Here is a 15,208-nt window from a genome sequence, read left to right on the forward strand (position 1 = left end):
GATGCTGACCGCAAGGACCCTGGCCGAGGCGCAGATCTACGTCAGCCTGACGACGGCGGCGGATCTGGAGGTGCCGGCGAGCGAGCCCGCCCCGCTGCAGCCCGGGGAGAACCTGCTCGAAGGAGCGGACGGCTGGACGCTCCGGTCGACGGCCGGTGAACTGCTCATCCCGTTCGACTCCGAGAACGCGTCCCGGACAGTCGGCGCCCGGTTCGGCCTCGGCGTCTCCCAACTGATCGACGCGGCGCAGTGGGCCGTGGTGGCCGCGACCTTCGCGCGGCGGGCGCTGGAGGCCGATATGGCCTACACCGGCGCGCCCGACCAGGATCGCACCGTCGTCGAACTCAACTGGGAGTTTGCGGCGGACGCGGTCCGCGAGGCGCTCAAGTTCGTGCCCGAGGGGGCCAATGAGGCGCCGGACGCGGCAGTGTGGTCGGAGTTCGGGCGCCAGGCCCGGGCGGAGAACCGGCACCTGGTGACGCGCGCCAAGCTGGAAGACGATCTGGAGTACTGCCGGGGAACGCTGGAGGACTTCCGCGCGCTCTACGACGGATCCTCCTGAGTCACCTCGATCCGGATCGCCCGGGCGTCCACACCGGCCTGCTCGAGCACCTTCTGCTTCGGATCCGGTACGCCGAGGAACGGCGGCCGCACCAGTCCGGGCAGGTCCTTCAACCGTGGATCCTCGAGCACGGTGTCGATGGCGCGCCGGTCTCCCCCACACACCAGCGCGTCCAGCTTCGCCGGGGCCAGGATGCGTACGGCGACCTCGGTCGCGGCCGCGAAGGCTTCCCGCGCCTGGTTGTCGCGGCGCCGCGCGTACCGCTGCTGCGACCAGCCGCCGGCCTTGGTCGTCCCCTGCACGTGCCGCGAGCCGACCTTGGAGTCGAGAAGCTTGCCGCCGGCAAACACTCCGGCGCCGTAACCACCCCGTCGCACCAGCAGCACACCGAGCCGATGGTCGCCGAGCACGTGCGCGATCAACCCCGCGCGAGTGAGCTCACTCAGCGGCGCGAACGGCACGGTCACGACCGCAAGCGAGCCGTCTTTCGCGGAGACCGTGACGCTCGTCGGCGTCACGTCGTACGAGACCTCGCCGTGGCGGTCTCCGAAGCCGGCCAGCCACCTGTCCAGCCGCTCCGGCGCCACCGCAACGATGCGGCTCACACGTTGAAGCCGAGCGCCCTGAGCTGGTCGCGGCCGTCGTCAGTGATCTTCTCCGGGCCCCACGGCGGCATCCAGACCCAGTTGATCCGGAAGTCGTTCACCAGACCGTCGAGCGCCATCCGGGTCTGGTCCTCGATCACGTCGGTCAGCGGGCAGGCCGCGGACGTCAGCGTCATGTCGATGATCGCCGTACTGGTGTCGTCGACGGTGATGCCGTAGATCAGGCCGAGGTCTACCACATTGATGCCGAGCTCGGGGTCGACGACGTCCTTCAACGCCTCGGTCACGTCCTCGACCTCGGCTGGGCTCGTGCCGGGCTGAGCCGCCGCGGCCAGGTCGACCTCGGGCAGCTCGATCTTCTCGTCGGTCTGGTCAGGCATTGCTCACTCCTTCTTTCCGGGCCAGGGCCTGGGCGGTGGCGTCCCGCCAGGCCGACCAGCCCAGCAGCGCACACTTGATCCGGGCCGGGAACTGCGCGACGCCCGCGAACGCGACGCCGTCCTCCAGAACCTCTTCGTCCGGTTCGGCATTCCCCCGGCTCTGCATCAGTTCGAGGAACTTCTCGTACGTCGCCATGCCCTCGGCGACCGGTTTGCCGATGACGAGATCCGACATCACCGATGTCGCCGCCTGGCTGATCGAACAGCCGACACTCTGGTGCGTCACACCCTTCACGGTGTCGCCGTCGAGCTCGACCCGGAGCGTGACCTCGTCCCCGCAGGACGGGTTCACGTGGTGCACCTCCACGTCGTACGGGTCCGCCAGTCCCGCGTGGTGCGGGCTGCGGTAGTGGTCCAGGATGATCTCCTGGTACAGCGCGTCCAGCTGCATGGAAAGTCAGGCCACCTTGCTGTATCTGATGTCAAGCACGCTTGAAGAAGGAGCGGACGAAGCCGAGGCCGTCGACCAGCGCCTCGATCTCCTCCGGAGTCGTGTAGAGGTAGAACGACGCCCGCGTCGAGGACTGGACGCCGAACCGCTCGTGCACCGGCCGCGCACAGTGGTGCCCGGCCCGTACCGCGATCCCGCGGGTGTCCAGCACGGTCGCCACGTCGTGCGGATGAACGCCCTCGACCTCGAAGCTGATCGCGCCGCCGTGGTCGGCCGCGTCGGTCGGCCCGAGGATCGTCACGCCCGGGACCGTCTGCAGCCCCTCGAGCGCGTACTCGACGATCGCGTGCTCGTGCGCCGCGATCTTGTCCATCCCGATCCCGGACAGGTAGTCGACCGCCGCGCCGAGTCCGACCGCCTGCGCGATCGGCGGCGTACCGGCCTCGAACCGGGCCGGCGGAGCGGCGTACGTCGAACCCGTCATCCGCACGACCTCGATCATCTCACCGCCACCAAGGAACGGCGGCAGTGCGGCGAGCAGGTCGTACCGTCCCCAGAGCACGCCGATGCCGGTCGGGCCGACGACCTTGTGGCCGGTGAAGGCCAGCAGGTCGGCGCCGAGCGTCGAGACGTCGACCGGGAACTGCGGCACCGCCTGCGACGCGTCCACCACCACGGTCGCGCCAACCGCGTGCGCCTTGGCGGCGATGTCGGTGATCGGGTTGATCGTGCCGAGCGCGTTCGACACCCAGGTCAGTGCAACGACCTTGGTCTGCGGAGTGAGCAGCTCGTCGATGTTGCTGAGGTCGAGCCGGCCCTCCTCGGTGACACCGAACCACTTCAGCGTCGCGCCGGTCCGCTCGCACGCGAGCTGCCACGGGACGATGTTGCTGTGGTGCTCCATCTCGGAGACGACGACGACATCGCCCGGCTTCAGCCCGGCACCGAGAGTGTGGGCGGCCAGGTTGAGTGCCTCGGACGCGTTCTTGGTGAACACGATCTCGTCCCGCGACGGCGCGCCGATGAAGGCCGCGACCTTGTCCCGGCCACCTTCGTACGCCGCGGTCGCCTCAGCACCGAGCTGGTGCATCGCCCGGGCGACGTTCGCGTTGTGCTTGAGGTAGTGGTCCTCCATCACCTGCACCACCTGCCGCGGCTTCTGCGACGAGTTGGCCGAGTCCAGGTAGACCAGCGGGAAACCGCCCGCGAGCTCGCGGGACAGGATCGGGAAGTCCGCCCGGACCGACTGCAGGTCCAGGGGACTGCTGAACGTCCGGGCGGTGGTCACTTCGCGCCTGCCTTCAGGAACCGCTCGTAGCCGTTCGCCTCGAGCTCCTCGGCCAGCTCCGGTCCGCCCTCTTCGGCGACCCGGCCGTCGACGAACACGTGCACGAAGTCCGGCTTGATGTAGCGCAGGATCCGCGTGTAGTGGGTGATCAGCAGGACACCCTTGTCACCCTTCTCCGCGAACCGGTTGACGCCGGTGGAGACGATCTTCAGCGCGTCGATGTCGAGGCCGGAGTCGGTCTCGTCGAGGATCGCGATCTTCGGGTCGAGCAGCTCGAGCTGGACGATCTCGTGCCGCTTCTTCTCACCACCGGAGAAGCCCTCGTTGACGTTGCGGGTACCGAAGTCGGCGTCCATGTCCAGGTCGGCGAGCGCCTTGTTGACGTCCTTGACCCAGGTGCGCAGCTTCGGCGCCTCGCCGTCGATCGCGGTCTTCGCCGTCCGCAGGAAGTTCGCCACCGACACCCCCGGCACCTCGACCGGGTACTGCATCGCCAGGAACAGGCCGGCCCGGGCGCGCTCGTCGACCTTCATGGCGAGGACGTCCTCGCCATCGAGGGTGACGGTGCCGCTGGTGATGTTGTACTTCGGGTGGCCGGCGATCGAGTACGCCAGCGTGGACTTGCCGGAACCGTTCGGGCCCATGATCGCGTGCGTCTGACCACCGCTGATGGTCAGGTTGACGCCGCGCAGGATCTGCTTCGGGCCGCTCTCGGTGTCGACCGACACGTGCAGGTCGCGGATCTCGAGTGTCGCCATGAGGTTTCTATCTCCGTCGCTTTACAGGGATGCCTGGTTCAGGGGGTTCTTCACGTCGACGAGTACGTCGTCGCCGTCCAGCCGGACCGGATACACCGGCACTGGGTCGTACGCCGGCAGGCTGGTCGGCTCGCCGGTGCGCAGGTCGAAGCGGGAGCCGTGCAGCCAGCATTCGATCTCGCACTCGCCGACATCGCCCTCGGACAGCTGGATCTGCGCGTGCGAGCACTCGTCCCGCACCGCGAAGAACTGTCCCTCGCTCTTCACCACCGCGACCTCGACGCCGCCGACCTCGACCGGGATGACTCCTTCATCCGGTACGTCGGCGGCGGCGCAGGCGCGCTCGAAGCTGTCGCTCACTGCCCGACGACCGCCTCGGCCGATGCGCTCAACTCCGCGGCCCGCGCCAGCTTCTCCTCGATCACGTCGTGCAGGTGCTCGGTGACCTCGGGAACGCCGATCTTGCCGATGATGTCGTTGAAGAAGCCGGACACCACCAGCCGCCGGGCCGCGTCCTCGGGGATGCCGCGGGCCTGCAGGTAGAACAGCTGCTCGTCGTCGAACCGGCCGGTCGCCGACGCGTGGCCGGCGCCCTCGATCTCACCGGTCTCGATCTCCAGGTTCGGCACCGAGTCGGCGCGGGCGCCGTCGGTCAGGACCAGGTTCCGGTTCAGCTCGAAGGTGTTGGTGCCCTCGGCCGCGGCGCGGATCAGGACGTCGCCGATCCACACCGAGCGGGCGTGGTCACCGGCCAGCGCGCCCTTGTAGATCACGTTGCTCTTGCAGTTGGCGGCCTCGTGGTCGACGAAGAGCCGGTTCTCGTGGTGCTGGCCCGACTCGGCGAAGTACACGCCGAGGAGTTCCGCGTCGCCGCCAGGCCCGGCGTACCGGACGTTGGTGGCGATCCGGACGATCTTGCCGCCGAGGGTGACGACGACGTGGTGGAGCTTCGCGTCCCGGCCGACCAGCGCGTCGTGCTGGGCCAGGTGGATCGACTCGTGGTCGCCCTGCTGGATGCTGACCACGCGCAGCTGGGCGCCGTCGCCGGTGACGATCTCGACGTTGCTGCCGAGCTCACCCGCGCCGGTGTGATCGATGATCACGATCGCGCGGCTGTGCCGGCCGGCTTCGACGATCAGGTGGGTGAAGCCGCGCGCACCGAGGCTCGCGACGTTCACGTGCACCGGCTCGGTCAGCTCGGCCTCGACCGGGATCCGCACCGCGAACGCCTGGCCGGCCTGGTTCCAGGCGATGGCGGCCGACCGGTCCTGCGGCTTGCCGACCTGCAGCGAGTCGGCGGCCACCGTCTCGAACACGACGCCCTCGGGTCCGCTCGCGTCGATCTTCGGGGTCTCGCTGCCGGCCGCGTCGTCGAACAGTGCCTTGAGCTGCTTGACCGGGGTGAAGCGCCACTCCTCCTCGCGACCGTTCGGCACCGCGAAGTCGGCCACGTCGTACGACGTCGGCCGCTCACTGCGGGCCTGCAACGGGACCGGGGAGCCCGGCCCGTGGGAGTGCGCCCGGTTGCCGGTGGCGACCAGGGTTTCAGCGGCGGACATCAGCCGACGGCCCCTTCCATCTGCAGCTCGATGAGCCGGTTGAGTTCCAGCGCGTACTCCATCGGGAGCTCGCGGGCGATCGGCTCGATGAAGCCGCGGACGATCATCGCCATCGCCTCGTCCTCGGCCATGCCCCGGCTCATCAGGTAGAAGAGCTGGTCGTCGCTGACCTTGGACACGGTCGCCTCGTGCCCCATCGCCACGTCGTCCTCGCGGACGTCGACGTACGGGTAGGTGTCCGAACGGCTGATCGTGTCGATCAGCAGCGCGTCACAGCGCACCGTGGACTTGCTGTGGTGGCTGCCCGGCGCGACCTCGACGAGGCCGCGGTACGACGTCCGGCCGCCGCCGCGGGCCACCGACTTCGAGATGATCGAGCTGGACGTGTACGGCGCGTTGTGCACCATCTTGGAGCCGGCGTCCTGGTGCTGGCCCTCGCCCGCGAACGCGACCGACAGGGTCTCGCCCTTGGCGTGCTCACCCATCAGGTAGACGGCCGGGTACTTCATCGTCACCTTGGAGCCGATGTTGCCGTCGATCCACTCCATCGTCGCGCCCTCTTCGCAGGTGGCGCGCTTGGTGACCAGGTTGTAGACGTTGTTCGACCAGTTCTGGATCGTCGTGTAGCGGCAGCGGGCGCCCTTCTTCACGATGATCTCGACCACCGCCGAGTGCAACGAGTCCGACTTGTAGATCGGCGCCGTACAGCCCTCGACGTAGTGCACGTAGGCGTCCTCGTCGACGATGATCAGGGTCCGCTCGAACTGGCCCATGTTCTCGGTGTTGATCCGGAAGTAGGCCTGCAGCGGGATGTCCACCTTGACGCCCTTGGGCACGTAGATGAACGAGCCGCCGGACCAGACCGCCGTGTTCAGCGAGGCGAACTTGTTGTCGCCGACCGGGATGACCGAGCCGAAGTACTCCTTGAAGATCTCCGGGTGCTCGCGCAGGCCGGTGTCGGTGTCCAGGAAGATGACGCCCTGGGCTTCCAGGTCCTCGCGGATCTGGTGGTAGACGACCTCGGACTCGTACTGCGCCGCGACACCGGCGACCAGGCGCTGCTTCTCCGCCTCGGGGATGCCGAGCCTGTCGTAGGTGTTCTTGATGTCCTCGGGCAGCTCTTCCCAGCTGGTGGCCTGCTTCTCCGTGGAGCGGACGAAGTACTTGATGTTGTCGAAGTCGATCCCGGACAGGTCGGCACCCCACGACGGCATCGGCTTGCGGTCGAAGAGCTTCAGGCCCTTCAGCCGCAGGTCCAGCATCCACTCCGGCTCGTTCTTCAGCGTCGAGATGCCCCGCACCACGTCCGTACTGAGGCCCCGCTTCGCGACGGAACCGGCGGCGTCACTGTCGGACCAGCCGAACTTGTACGTGCCGAGCCCTTCGAGCTCAGGGTGAGCGGTTTGCGTCATCGTGCAGTCCTCGCAGATTCGCCGTCGGATACAGGGGCAGTAGCCGGCTGGGGGCCGGGGATATGTGTGGTGCAGACACCGTCGCCGTGGGCGATGGTGGCCAATCTCTGGACGTGCTTGCCGAGCAACCGGGAGAACACCTCGGTCTCGGCCTCGCACAACTGGGGGAACTGCTCGGCCACGTGCGCGACCGGGCAGTGGTGCTGGCAGAGCTGGGCGCCGTGCCCGGCCTCCGCCGTGGAGGCGGCGTACCCGTCCGCTGTCAGCGCCCGGGCCAGCGCCTCGGTCTTGTCACTCTCCGGAGCGGCGTCGACCAGCTCGCGGTATTTCTGCTCCACCTCGGCGACCCGGCGCCGGGCGAACTCCGCGACCGCCTGCTCACCGCCGGCTTCGGCGATGAACCGCATCGCGGTGGCCGCCAGGTCGTCGTACGCCTGGTGGAACGCGTGCCGGCCGGTGTCGGTCAGCACGAAGACCTTCGCGGGGCGACCGCGGCCACGCGGGCCGTAGACACGCTCCTCGCGGGATTCGACCAGGCCCTCGTCGAGCAGGTGGTCGAGGTGCCGGCGGACTGCCGCCGGGGTCAGCTCCAGGCGCTCGGCGAGCACCGCGGCGCTGGACGGACCGTGGGTCAGGATCGAGCGGGCGACCCGGTCCCGGGTGGACTCGTCCCGCATGACACCGGCAACAGCACCGGCGCCGGAGGGCGCTGGGCCACCCGTCGCAGGATTGGTCGCGGGAGTTTTCACAACATCAGTGTCGCGTAATTCCCCGGACCCTTCAAATAAGGCTCACCTAACCGGTTCGCTCCCCGCCGCAGGCGACGGAGCCCTCCCGTGACCAGCGTCACGCCGCTCGCCACTACCCCAACCCGGGCCGAAGGCGCGATAGCCCAGTCCTAGACTGCTTCCGTGCCTGTTGCGGTGGAGATCGACAACCTCGTCGTGCGGTACGGCGAGAAGGCCGCGGTCGACGGTCTCAGTCTCACCGTAACCGGCGGCACGGTGACGTCAGTGCTCGGCCCCAACGGCGCCGGCAAGACCACGACCGTCGAGAGCTGTGAGGGTTTCCGGCGGCCGAGTTCCGGCCGCGTCCGGGTGCTCGGGCTGGATCCGATCGCCGACCACGACGAGCTGACGCCGCGGATCGGCGTGATGCTCCAGGAGGGCGGCGCCTGGTCCGGCGTCCGCGCGCTCGAGATGCTCCGGTACGTCGCCACCCTGCACACCCATCCACTGGACATCCCCGCGCTGGCCGAGCGACTCGACCTGGGCAGCTGCGGGCGGACGCCGTACCGGCGGTTGTCGGGTGGGCAGAAGCAGCGGCTGTCGCTCGCGCTCGCGATCGTCGGGCGGCCGGAGATCGCGTTCCTGGACGAGCCGACCACCGGGCTGGACCCGCACGGACGGCGCGAGATCTGGCAGTTGATCCGCGATCTGCGGGACGACGGCGTGACCGTCGTACTCACGACGCATGCGATGGACGAGGCCGAGCAGTTGTCGGACCAGGTCCACGTCGTGTCCGCGGGCAAGGTGATCGCGTCCGGCACGCCGGACTCACTCACCGAACATCACACGAAGTCGCTCGAGGATGTCTTCCTCGAGCTGACGGCACCGAAGCGGGAGGGCTCATGAGCACCGCCGCGACCTACGCCCCGCGGCCGGGCGGTGCTCCGTGGCCCCGCAAGGTGCTCGCGCACGCGCGGATGGAGTTCAAGCTGCTCATCCGCAACGGCGAGCAGTTGTTGCTGGCCCTGGTGATCCCGCTGGGCCTGCTCCTGCTGCTGGGCGGCACCGAACTCGGTGACCGACTCCCGCTCGGCGACGGTCCGGCCATCGACCAGGCGGTGCCGCGGGTGCTCGCGCTGGCGGTGCTCTCGACGTCCTTCACCTCACTGGCGATCGGCACCGGCTTCGAGCGGCGGTACGGCGTGATCAAGCGGCTGGGCGCCTCCCCGCTGTCCCGCACCGGTCTGCTGGCCGGGAAGATCGGCGCGGTCCTGGTGGTCGAGGCGATCCAGCTCGCCGTACTGATCGGGACCGGCTTCGCCCTCGGCTGGAACCCGACGGGCGGGTTCGACGCCGTGTTCGGTGTGATCCTGACGGTTCTGTGCGGTACGGCGGCCTTCGCGTCACTCGGGCTGCTGATGGCCGGCGTACTGCGCGCCGAAGCCACGCTGGCCGCGGCGAACCTGCTGTACCTGCTGTTGCTGGTGGGTGGCGCGATCTTCACGCCGGTCGACGAGTATCCGGCCGGCATGCAGGGCGTCGTACGTCTGTTGCCGAGTGCCGCCCTGGCCAACGGGCTGGCGAACTCGACCGTCGAAGGTGTGATCCCATGGGCTGCGGCGCTGTCGCTCGCGCTCTGGGCCGGGGTGCTGGGTTACCTGGTCTCCCGAACCTTCCGATGGGACTGACCTTTAGAGTGTGCCGGTGATGAGCACGGAGACGCCGCCCCAAGAGGCCGAGCCAGTCAGCGGATTCTGGCGACTGGTTCCCGAACCGAGCCTGGACGTCGTCCGGCGCTGGGGCTGGGCGTCGGTGGCGGCGAACATCGGCATCGTGGTGACCGGTGGTCTGGTCCGGTTGACCGGCTCCGGCCTCGGCTGCCCCACCTGGCCGCAGTGCACCGACCAGTCGTACGTGCCGCACAGCGCGCTCGGCATCCACGGCGCGATCGAGTTCGGCAACCGGATGCTCGGGTTCGTGGTCGCGGTGATCGCGATCTGCACGTGGCTCGTGGTGATGCGGTACCGCCCGATCCGCCGGGACCTGCGCCGGCTCGCCACGGCGGCCGCGCTCGGCGTCCCGTTGCAGGCCGTGATCGGCGGCATCAGCGTGCTGACCGGGCTGAATCCTTGGATCGTGTCCGCGCACTTCCTGGTCTCGCTGGTGATCATCACCCTGACGGTGTCGATGGTGCGCCGGTCCCGAACCAGTCCCTACCCGCACACTCCCCCGGTGGTCCGCGCCCTCGCGACCGCCTGTGTCGTGGCGGTCTGGCTGACCGTTGCCCTCGGCACCTTGGTCACCGGCGCGGGTCCGCACTCGGGTGACCCCGACACCGGGCGGAACGGGTTCAACGAGGAGCTGATCAGCCAGCTGCACGCCGACGTCGTGTTCGGCCTGCTCGGAATCACGATCGCACTGGTGATCGCCACCCGCGTGACGGCGACCTCGAGAACGCTGCGCAAGCTGGCCGCCTGGCTGCTCGCGATGGAACTACTCCAGGGCGCCGTCGGCTTCACGCAGTACTTCACCGGCCTCCCGTGGGGCCTGGTGCTCGTCCACATGTTCTTCGCCGGACTGCTCATCGCCCTCGTCACGGCCGTGTACGCCGAACGCGGCACGCCCGCGACGTAGCTCACGCCGCGGGCGCACCACTCACATCAGTACTTCACCTTGTAGACGGCTCCAGGCCCGAAGACCGGTGCGGAGACGTAAAGGCCGCCCCATCGGTTGAAGGCCGCGCCGCCTGGCAGGTTCAGCTGGCCGCGGACCAGTTCCCGCTTGAACCCGGCCTTGTGGTGCTTGCCCGGGTACTGCAGGAACAGAGCGCCGATCGTCGAGCCGCCGGACTCGAAAGCGAGCCAGCTGTCTCGCGCCAGCTCCACTACCGCGAGCGTGCCGTGCGGGCCGCCGGCCAAGTCGACGATCGACGTGTAGCCGTCGGCGTACCGCTGGCAGTTGCCCCTGTTCGGCTTGACCGGGTCACAGACCGCGCCGATCGAACCCGGCTTGATCCGCCAGATCTCCGAGGTCCCGGGTGTGGCGGGGAAGCCGCGGAGCTCACCGACGTACCAGTAGCCGTCGGATCCGACCGTCACCGACGTCGCCACGGCCTCGGCCACGAACGGCGTTCCGGCCGGCGGTGCGTCCGGCCCGAGACCAGCAGGCACCTTCACCGTGCGTGGCTTCAACCGTGCGACCGTCTTCGTCTTGCCGTTCGGCCAGACCCGGAGCAGATCGTTGTTCGCCGCATCGGACACCAGGACGGTGCCGTCGTTGAGCGCCGCGACACCGAACGGGTTGGACTCGGTCGGCGAGTCGGCCTGGTTGTACGGGTCCGGATCGGTGGCCTGATACTTCCCGATGTCGGCCACGACGACCGGCGACTTGCCGGGCCCGCGGAGCCGGAACAGGGTCGCGCCGCCCGGTGGGGTGTCACCCTCCGGGCCACCACCGCCGGTCAGGGCGTACGTCACGCCCCGCTTGCTCGTGTCGATCGCCGGTGCGAAGCCGCCCGGCACCTGGCCGAGCTTGACGGTCTTCTTGCCGTAGGTCGCGTACACCGAACCGTCGGTGACGCTGTAGATGACGCTGTGCCCAAACGTCGACACTCCCCGCGGACCGTCGAGACCCGTTACCACCGGCTTCAAACTGCTGTGTGAGCCACCGGCGTCGGCCTGCCCGGCCACCAGCACGGACCCGGCGAGTGCCAGTGCCGCGACTGCTGCAATGCGTGTTCGAACCCCCATGTCTTCCCCTTCATCTGTGTCCCCCCAGGCGTGGAACCCCCTCCACAGACGGCCCTATCGGAACATCAGATAACGGTGAGGTCAACGGGAGGACTCCACGCAGCCGACCACACACGCGCCGCAAACCCCCTACGAACAACGCAGTGTCGCCGCGACTCCACCCTCAGTGCACCGCAATTCGATGCCTGAAGCAACCACCCCTGCCCTTTCGAGCAGCCGGCGCCAGGCGTACCGGAGTCGTCCTGCTCAGTGCAGCAGGGGATCGACGGCTGCGGCGATGAAGAGCAAGGCCAGGTAGATGTTGGAGAAGTGGAACAACCGCATCGGCCGCAGTGCGGCTCCTTCGGCGCCGGTGTGGGCCCGGAGCAACAACGCGCGGGCCTCGCGCAGGAACACCACACCGAGCGCGATCGCGGCCAGCGGGTAGACGAATCCGGTGTCCGCGACGGGCCAGAGCGCGATCGACGTGATCACCATGATCACCGAGTACGCCGTGATCTGCCGGGCGGTCGCGACAGGGGTCGCGACTACAGGCAGCATCGGTACGTCGACCGATGCGTAGTCCTCGCGGTAGCGCATCGCCAGCGACCAGGTGTGCGGCGGCGTCCAGAAGAACACCACGAGGAACAGCACGACCGGGGTCCAGGCGAGCTCGTTGGTAACCGCGGTCCAGCCGATCAGGGTCGGGAAGCAGCCCGCGATGCCGCCCCAGACGATGTTCTGCACGGTCCGGCGCTTGAGCACCATCGTGTAGCCGAACACGTAGAAGAGATTCGCCGCGAGTGCCAGGCCGGACGACAGCCAGTTGACGAAGAACCCGAGCTCGAGCGTGGCCAGGACGCCGAGCACGATGCCGAAGACCGTCGCCGAGCGCGGGCTGACCGCGTGCCGCGGCAGCGGCCGGCGCCGGGTCCGGCGCATCTGCTCGTCGATGTCCCGGTCGAGCACGCAGTTGATCGTGTTGGCGCTGCCGGAGGCGAGGATGCCGCCGACCAGGGTGGCCGCGACGACTTCCAGACCGGGCACTCCCCCGGCGGCCAGGAACATCACCGGCACGGTCGTGATCAGGAGCAGTTCGATGATGCGAGGCTTGGTCAGACCGACGTACGTCTTCACCACGTCGCGCACCGACGGACTCACCACAGCAGGAGCGTCCACCAGCGGCGTCGGGTACGACGTCGTCGCGGCTGGACGCGGGTCGACGGCCGTCACGAACACCTCGAACTCAGTGGGTTGACGCCGGAGGTCCGGCGCTGACGATTCGACAGTCTACGACTGCCCGTAGGAGGGACTCGCCACCCCCCTGGGCGAGTCATCGGTGTGACCTGGCAGACGTTGGGAACAAGCACCACACCGGCCGGGTTCGGAGTCTATGGAAGGCGCCGGACGCCTAGGCGAGTAGGCTCGCTCACGGTGACGCGCGGGGGCGCGATCGTGACCGGCCGGTAGGTCGAGGAGCGATCCCCTCGACGCTGACCGGACGTGTTTCGCAGCCATCGAGAGGAGCGCCGCCGGCGTGACGGAGAAGACCAGCCCCAAGCTTGAATGGACCGAGCTCGACCAGCGCGCGGTCGACACCGTGCGGGTGCTCGCGATGGACGCGGTCGAGAAGGTCGGCAACGGCCACCCCGGTACGGCGATGAGCCTGGCACCGGCGGCGTATCTGCTGTTCCAGAAGGTGATGCGGCACAACCCCGCCGACCCGCACTGGGCTGGTCGCGACCGGTTCGTGCTCTCGGCCGGTCACTCCAGCCTCACCCTGTACATCCAGCTGTACCTGGCCGGCTTCGGCCTCGAGCTGGATGACCTGAAGTCGCTCCGGACCTGGGGCAGCAAGACCCCGGGCCACCCGGAGTACTCCCACACCCCCGGCGTCGAGACCACGACCGGCCCGCTCGGCCAGGGCGTCGGCAACGCGGTCGGCATGGCGATGGCGGCCCGCCGCGAGCGCGGCCTGCTGGAGCCGGAGGCGGCCCGCGGCGCGGGCGTGTTCGACCACCACATCTACGTGATCGCCTCGGACGGTGACCTTGAGGAAGGCGTCTCCGGTGAGGCGTCCTCGCTGGCCGGTCACCAGCAGCTCGGCAACCTGACGGTGATCTACGACGCCAACAAGATCTCGATCGAGGACGACACCAACATCGCGTTCTCCGAGGACGTGGCGGCCCGCTACGCGGCGTACGGCTGGCACGTGCAGGACGTGGACTGGACCAATGGCGGCACCGGCTACGAGGAGAACGTGCAGGCCCTGTACGACGCGCTCGAGGCGGCCAACGCGGTCACCGACAAGCCGAGCTTCATCCGGTTGCACACGATCATCGGCTGGCCGGCCCCGACCAAGCAGAACACCGGGAAGATCCACGGCTCGGCCCTCGGCGCGGACGAGGTCGCGGCCACCAAGAAGGTGCTCGGGTGGGACCCGGAGCAGACCTTCCAGGTCGCCGACGACGTGATCGCCTACACCCGCAAGGCGCTCGACCGCGGCAAGGCGCTGCAGGACGACTGGGACGTGAAGTACGACGCCTGGCGCACGGCCACCCCGGAGCGCGCGGCACTGCTCGACCGGCTGCGGAAGCGTGAGCTGCCGGCCGGCTGGAAGGACGCGCTGCCGAGCTGGGACGCCGACGCCAAGGGCGTTGCCACCCGCGCCGCGTCCGGTGACGTGCTCACCAAGCTGTCGCCGGAGCTGCCCGAGCTGTGGGGCGGTTCGGCCGACCTGGCCGGCTCGAACAACACCACCCCGAAGGGCGAGCCGTCGTTCATCCCGCCCGAGCACGCCACCAAGGAGTTCCAGGGCAACGAGTACGGCCGGGTGCTGCACTTCGGCATCCGCGAGCACGCCATGGGCTCGGTGCTGAACGGCATCACCCTGCACGGACTGACCCGCCCGTACGGCGGCACGTTCCTGGTCTTCAGCGACTACATGCGACCGGCCGTCCGGCTGGCCGCGCTGATGAAGCTGCCGGTCACCTACGTGTGGACGCACGACTCGATCGGCCTCGGTGAGGACGGCCCGACCCACCAGCCGGTCGAGCACCTGGCCGCGCTGCGGGCGATCCCCGGCCTGGACGTCGTACGGCCCGGTGACGCGAACGAGACGGCGGCCGCGTGGGCCGTGATCCTCGAGCACACCGACCGCCCGGCCGGCCTGGCGCTGACCCGGCAGAACGTGCCGACGTTCCCCCGTGGCACCGACGGCTTCGCCACCACGGAGAACGTGAAGAAGGGCGGCTACACGCTGCTCGACACCGACGGCACGCCGGACGTGGTCCTGATCGGGACTGGCTCCGAGCTGCAGCTGGCCGTCGAGGCCCGCGACACGCTGGCGGCCGAGGGCATCAAGGCGCGGGTGGTCTCGATGGTCTCCCGCGAGTGGTTCGACGAGCAGGACGATGGGTACCGCGAGTCTGTGATCCCGGCGGCGGTCCGGGCCCGGGTGTCGGTGGAGGCCGGCATCGCCCAGTGCTGGCACGACATCGTCGGCGACGCCGGCCGCACGGTCAGCCTGGAGCACTACGGCGCGTCCGCCGCCTACCAGACGCTGTACGACGAGTTCGGCATCACCGCCGGCGCCGTCGTACAGGCAGCCAAGGACAGCATCGCCGCGGCCGCCGAGATCAGCGGTCCGGGCGTGCCGCCCAAGCGAGCCGCCGCCGGGCCGGTCGGACCCGCCGACGCCGGCAACTGACGACACCCACAACAGAAGATTCGGAAGG

The 15,208-nt window shown here is 69.1% G+C and carries 16 protein-coding genes; 5 read left to right on the forward strand and 11 right to left on the reverse strand.

Annotated elements, in window-relative coordinates; all coding sequences use genetic code 11:
- The first annotated feature begins 1 nt into the window (after nt 1).
- Complete coding sequence (locus tag ACXC9Q_RS06625; protein ID WP_457055572.1) at nt 2-562, forward strand: hypothetical protein; 561 nt, start codon at nt 2-4, stop codon at nt 560-562.
- Here the strand turns inward: ACXC9Q_RS06625 and ACXC9Q_RS06630 are convergent.
- Genes ACXC9Q_RS06630 through ACXC9Q_RS06670 form a run of 9 tightly spaced genes read right to left on the reverse strand, consistent with a single transcriptional unit; the run spans nt 544 to nt 7,692 of the window.
- Nucleotides 544-1,167 (reverse strand): acVLRF1 family peptidyl-tRNA hydrolase, encoded by a 624-nt coding sequence (locus ACXC9Q_RS06630; RefSeq protein ID WP_457055573.1) that lies wholly within the window; start codon nt 1,165-1,167, stop codon nt 544-546. The genes ACXC9Q_RS06625 and ACXC9Q_RS06630 overlap by 19 nt on opposite strands.
- Nucleotides 1,164-1,547, reverse strand: a complete 384-nt coding sequence (locus ACXC9Q_RS06635) for a metal-sulfur cluster assembly factor (RefSeq protein WP_457055574.1) — start codon at nt 1,545-1,547, stop codon at nt 1,164-1,166. Before ACXC9Q_RS06635 ends, ACXC9Q_RS06630 begins: the two co-directional genes overlap by 4 nt.
- A complete protein-coding gene (gene sufU, locus ACXC9Q_RS06640; RefSeq protein ID WP_457055575.1) occupies nt 1,540-1,998 on the reverse strand; it encodes a Fe-S cluster assembly sulfur transfer protein SufU in 459 nt (152 codons plus the stop codon). Before sufU ends, ACXC9Q_RS06635 begins: the two co-directional genes overlap by 8 nt.
- Nucleotides 1,999-2,029: 31 nt before the next feature.
- Entirely contained in the window at nt 2,030-3,286 is a 1,257-nt protein-coding gene (locus tag ACXC9Q_RS06645; protein WP_457055576.1) for a cysteine desulfurase, read from the reverse strand.
- On the reverse strand, nt 3,283-4,044 hold the full coding sequence (gene sufC, locus ACXC9Q_RS06650) for a Fe-S cluster assembly ATPase SufC (RefSeq protein WP_328521296.1): 762 nt from the start codon (nt 4,042-4,044) through the stop codon (nt 3,283-3,285). Before sufC ends, ACXC9Q_RS06645 begins: the two co-directional genes overlap by 4 nt.
- A 21-nt stretch (nt 4,045-4,065) precedes the next feature.
- Nucleotides 4,066-4,404: a non-heme iron oxygenase ferredoxin subunit gene (locus tag ACXC9Q_RS06655; RefSeq protein WP_329478179.1), complete on the reverse strand. Its 339-nt coding sequence runs from the start codon at nt 4,402-4,404 to the stop codon at nt 4,066-4,068.
- Nucleotides 4,401-5,603: a Fe-S cluster assembly protein SufD gene (sufD, locus tag ACXC9Q_RS06660; RefSeq protein ID WP_457055577.1), complete on the reverse strand. Its 1,203-nt coding sequence runs from the start codon at nt 5,601-5,603 to the stop codon at nt 4,401-4,403. The genes ACXC9Q_RS06655 and sufD overlap by 4 nt, the downstream gene beginning before the upstream one ends.
- The gene (gene sufB / locus ACXC9Q_RS06665; RefSeq protein WP_457055578.1) at nt 5,603-7,015 is read right to left on the reverse strand and encodes a Fe-S cluster assembly protein SufB; all 1,413 of its coding nucleotides are present in this window, start codon (nt 7,013-7,015) and stop codon (nt 5,603-5,605) included. The genes sufD and sufB overlap by 1 nt, the downstream gene beginning before the upstream one ends.
- Complete coding sequence (locus ACXC9Q_RS06670; protein ID WP_405072244.1) at nt 7,012-7,692, reverse strand: helix-turn-helix transcriptional regulator; 681 nt, start codon at nt 7,690-7,692, stop codon at nt 7,012-7,014. Before ACXC9Q_RS06670 ends, sufB begins: the two co-directional genes overlap by 4 nt.
- A gap of 246 nt (nt 7,693-7,938) precedes the next feature.
- Between ACXC9Q_RS06670 and ACXC9Q_RS06675 the strand changes: the two genes are divergently transcribed.
- From ACXC9Q_RS06675 to ACXC9Q_RS06685, 3 genes are read left to right on the forward strand one after another with little or no spacing between them, the layout of a single operon-like run.
- Nucleotides 7,939-8,649: an ABC transporter ATP-binding protein gene (locus tag ACXC9Q_RS06675; protein ID WP_457055770.1), complete on the forward strand. Its 711-nt coding sequence runs from the start codon at nt 7,939-7,941 to the stop codon at nt 8,647-8,649.
- On the forward strand, nt 8,646-9,431 hold the full coding sequence (locus tag ACXC9Q_RS06680) for an ABC transporter permease (RefSeq protein WP_457055579.1): 786 nt from the start codon (nt 8,646-8,648) through the stop codon (nt 9,429-9,431). Before ACXC9Q_RS06675 ends, ACXC9Q_RS06680 begins: the two co-directional genes overlap by 4 nt.
- A gap of 19 nt (nt 9,432-9,450) precedes the next feature.
- On the forward strand, nt 9,451-10,377 hold the full coding sequence (locus ACXC9Q_RS06685; RefSeq protein WP_457055580.1) for a COX15/CtaA family protein: 927 nt from the start codon (nt 9,451-9,453) through the stop codon (nt 10,375-10,377).
- Nucleotides 10,378-10,403: 26 nt separating this feature from the next.
- Here ACXC9Q_RS06685 and ACXC9Q_RS06690 read toward each other — a convergent pair whose 3' ends face one another.
- Both ACXC9Q_RS06690 and ACXC9Q_RS06695 read right to left on the reverse strand, forming a co-directional pair.
- Nucleotides 10,404-11,492, reverse strand: coding sequence for a ScyD/ScyE family protein (locus tag ACXC9Q_RS06690; RefSeq protein WP_457055581.1), 1,089 nt, complete (start codon nt 11,490-11,492; stop codon nt 10,404-10,406).
- Nucleotides 11,493-11,738: 246 nt separating this feature from the next.
- Nucleotides 11,739-12,704, reverse strand: a complete 966-nt coding sequence (locus ACXC9Q_RS06695) for a heme o synthase (protein ID WP_457055582.1) — start codon at nt 12,702-12,704, stop codon at nt 11,739-11,741.
- A 304-nt stretch (nt 12,705-13,008) separates the two neighbouring features.
- Here ACXC9Q_RS06695 and tkt point away from each other — a divergent pair, with 304 nt between their 5' ends.
- Complete coding sequence (tkt, locus tag ACXC9Q_RS06700; protein WP_457055583.1) at nt 13,009-15,180, forward strand: transketolase; 2,172 nt, start codon at nt 13,009-13,011, stop codon at nt 15,178-15,180.
- Nucleotides 15,181-15,208: the final 28 nt, after the last annotated feature.

This window comes from Kribbella sp. CWNU-51 (assembly GCF_054073265.1).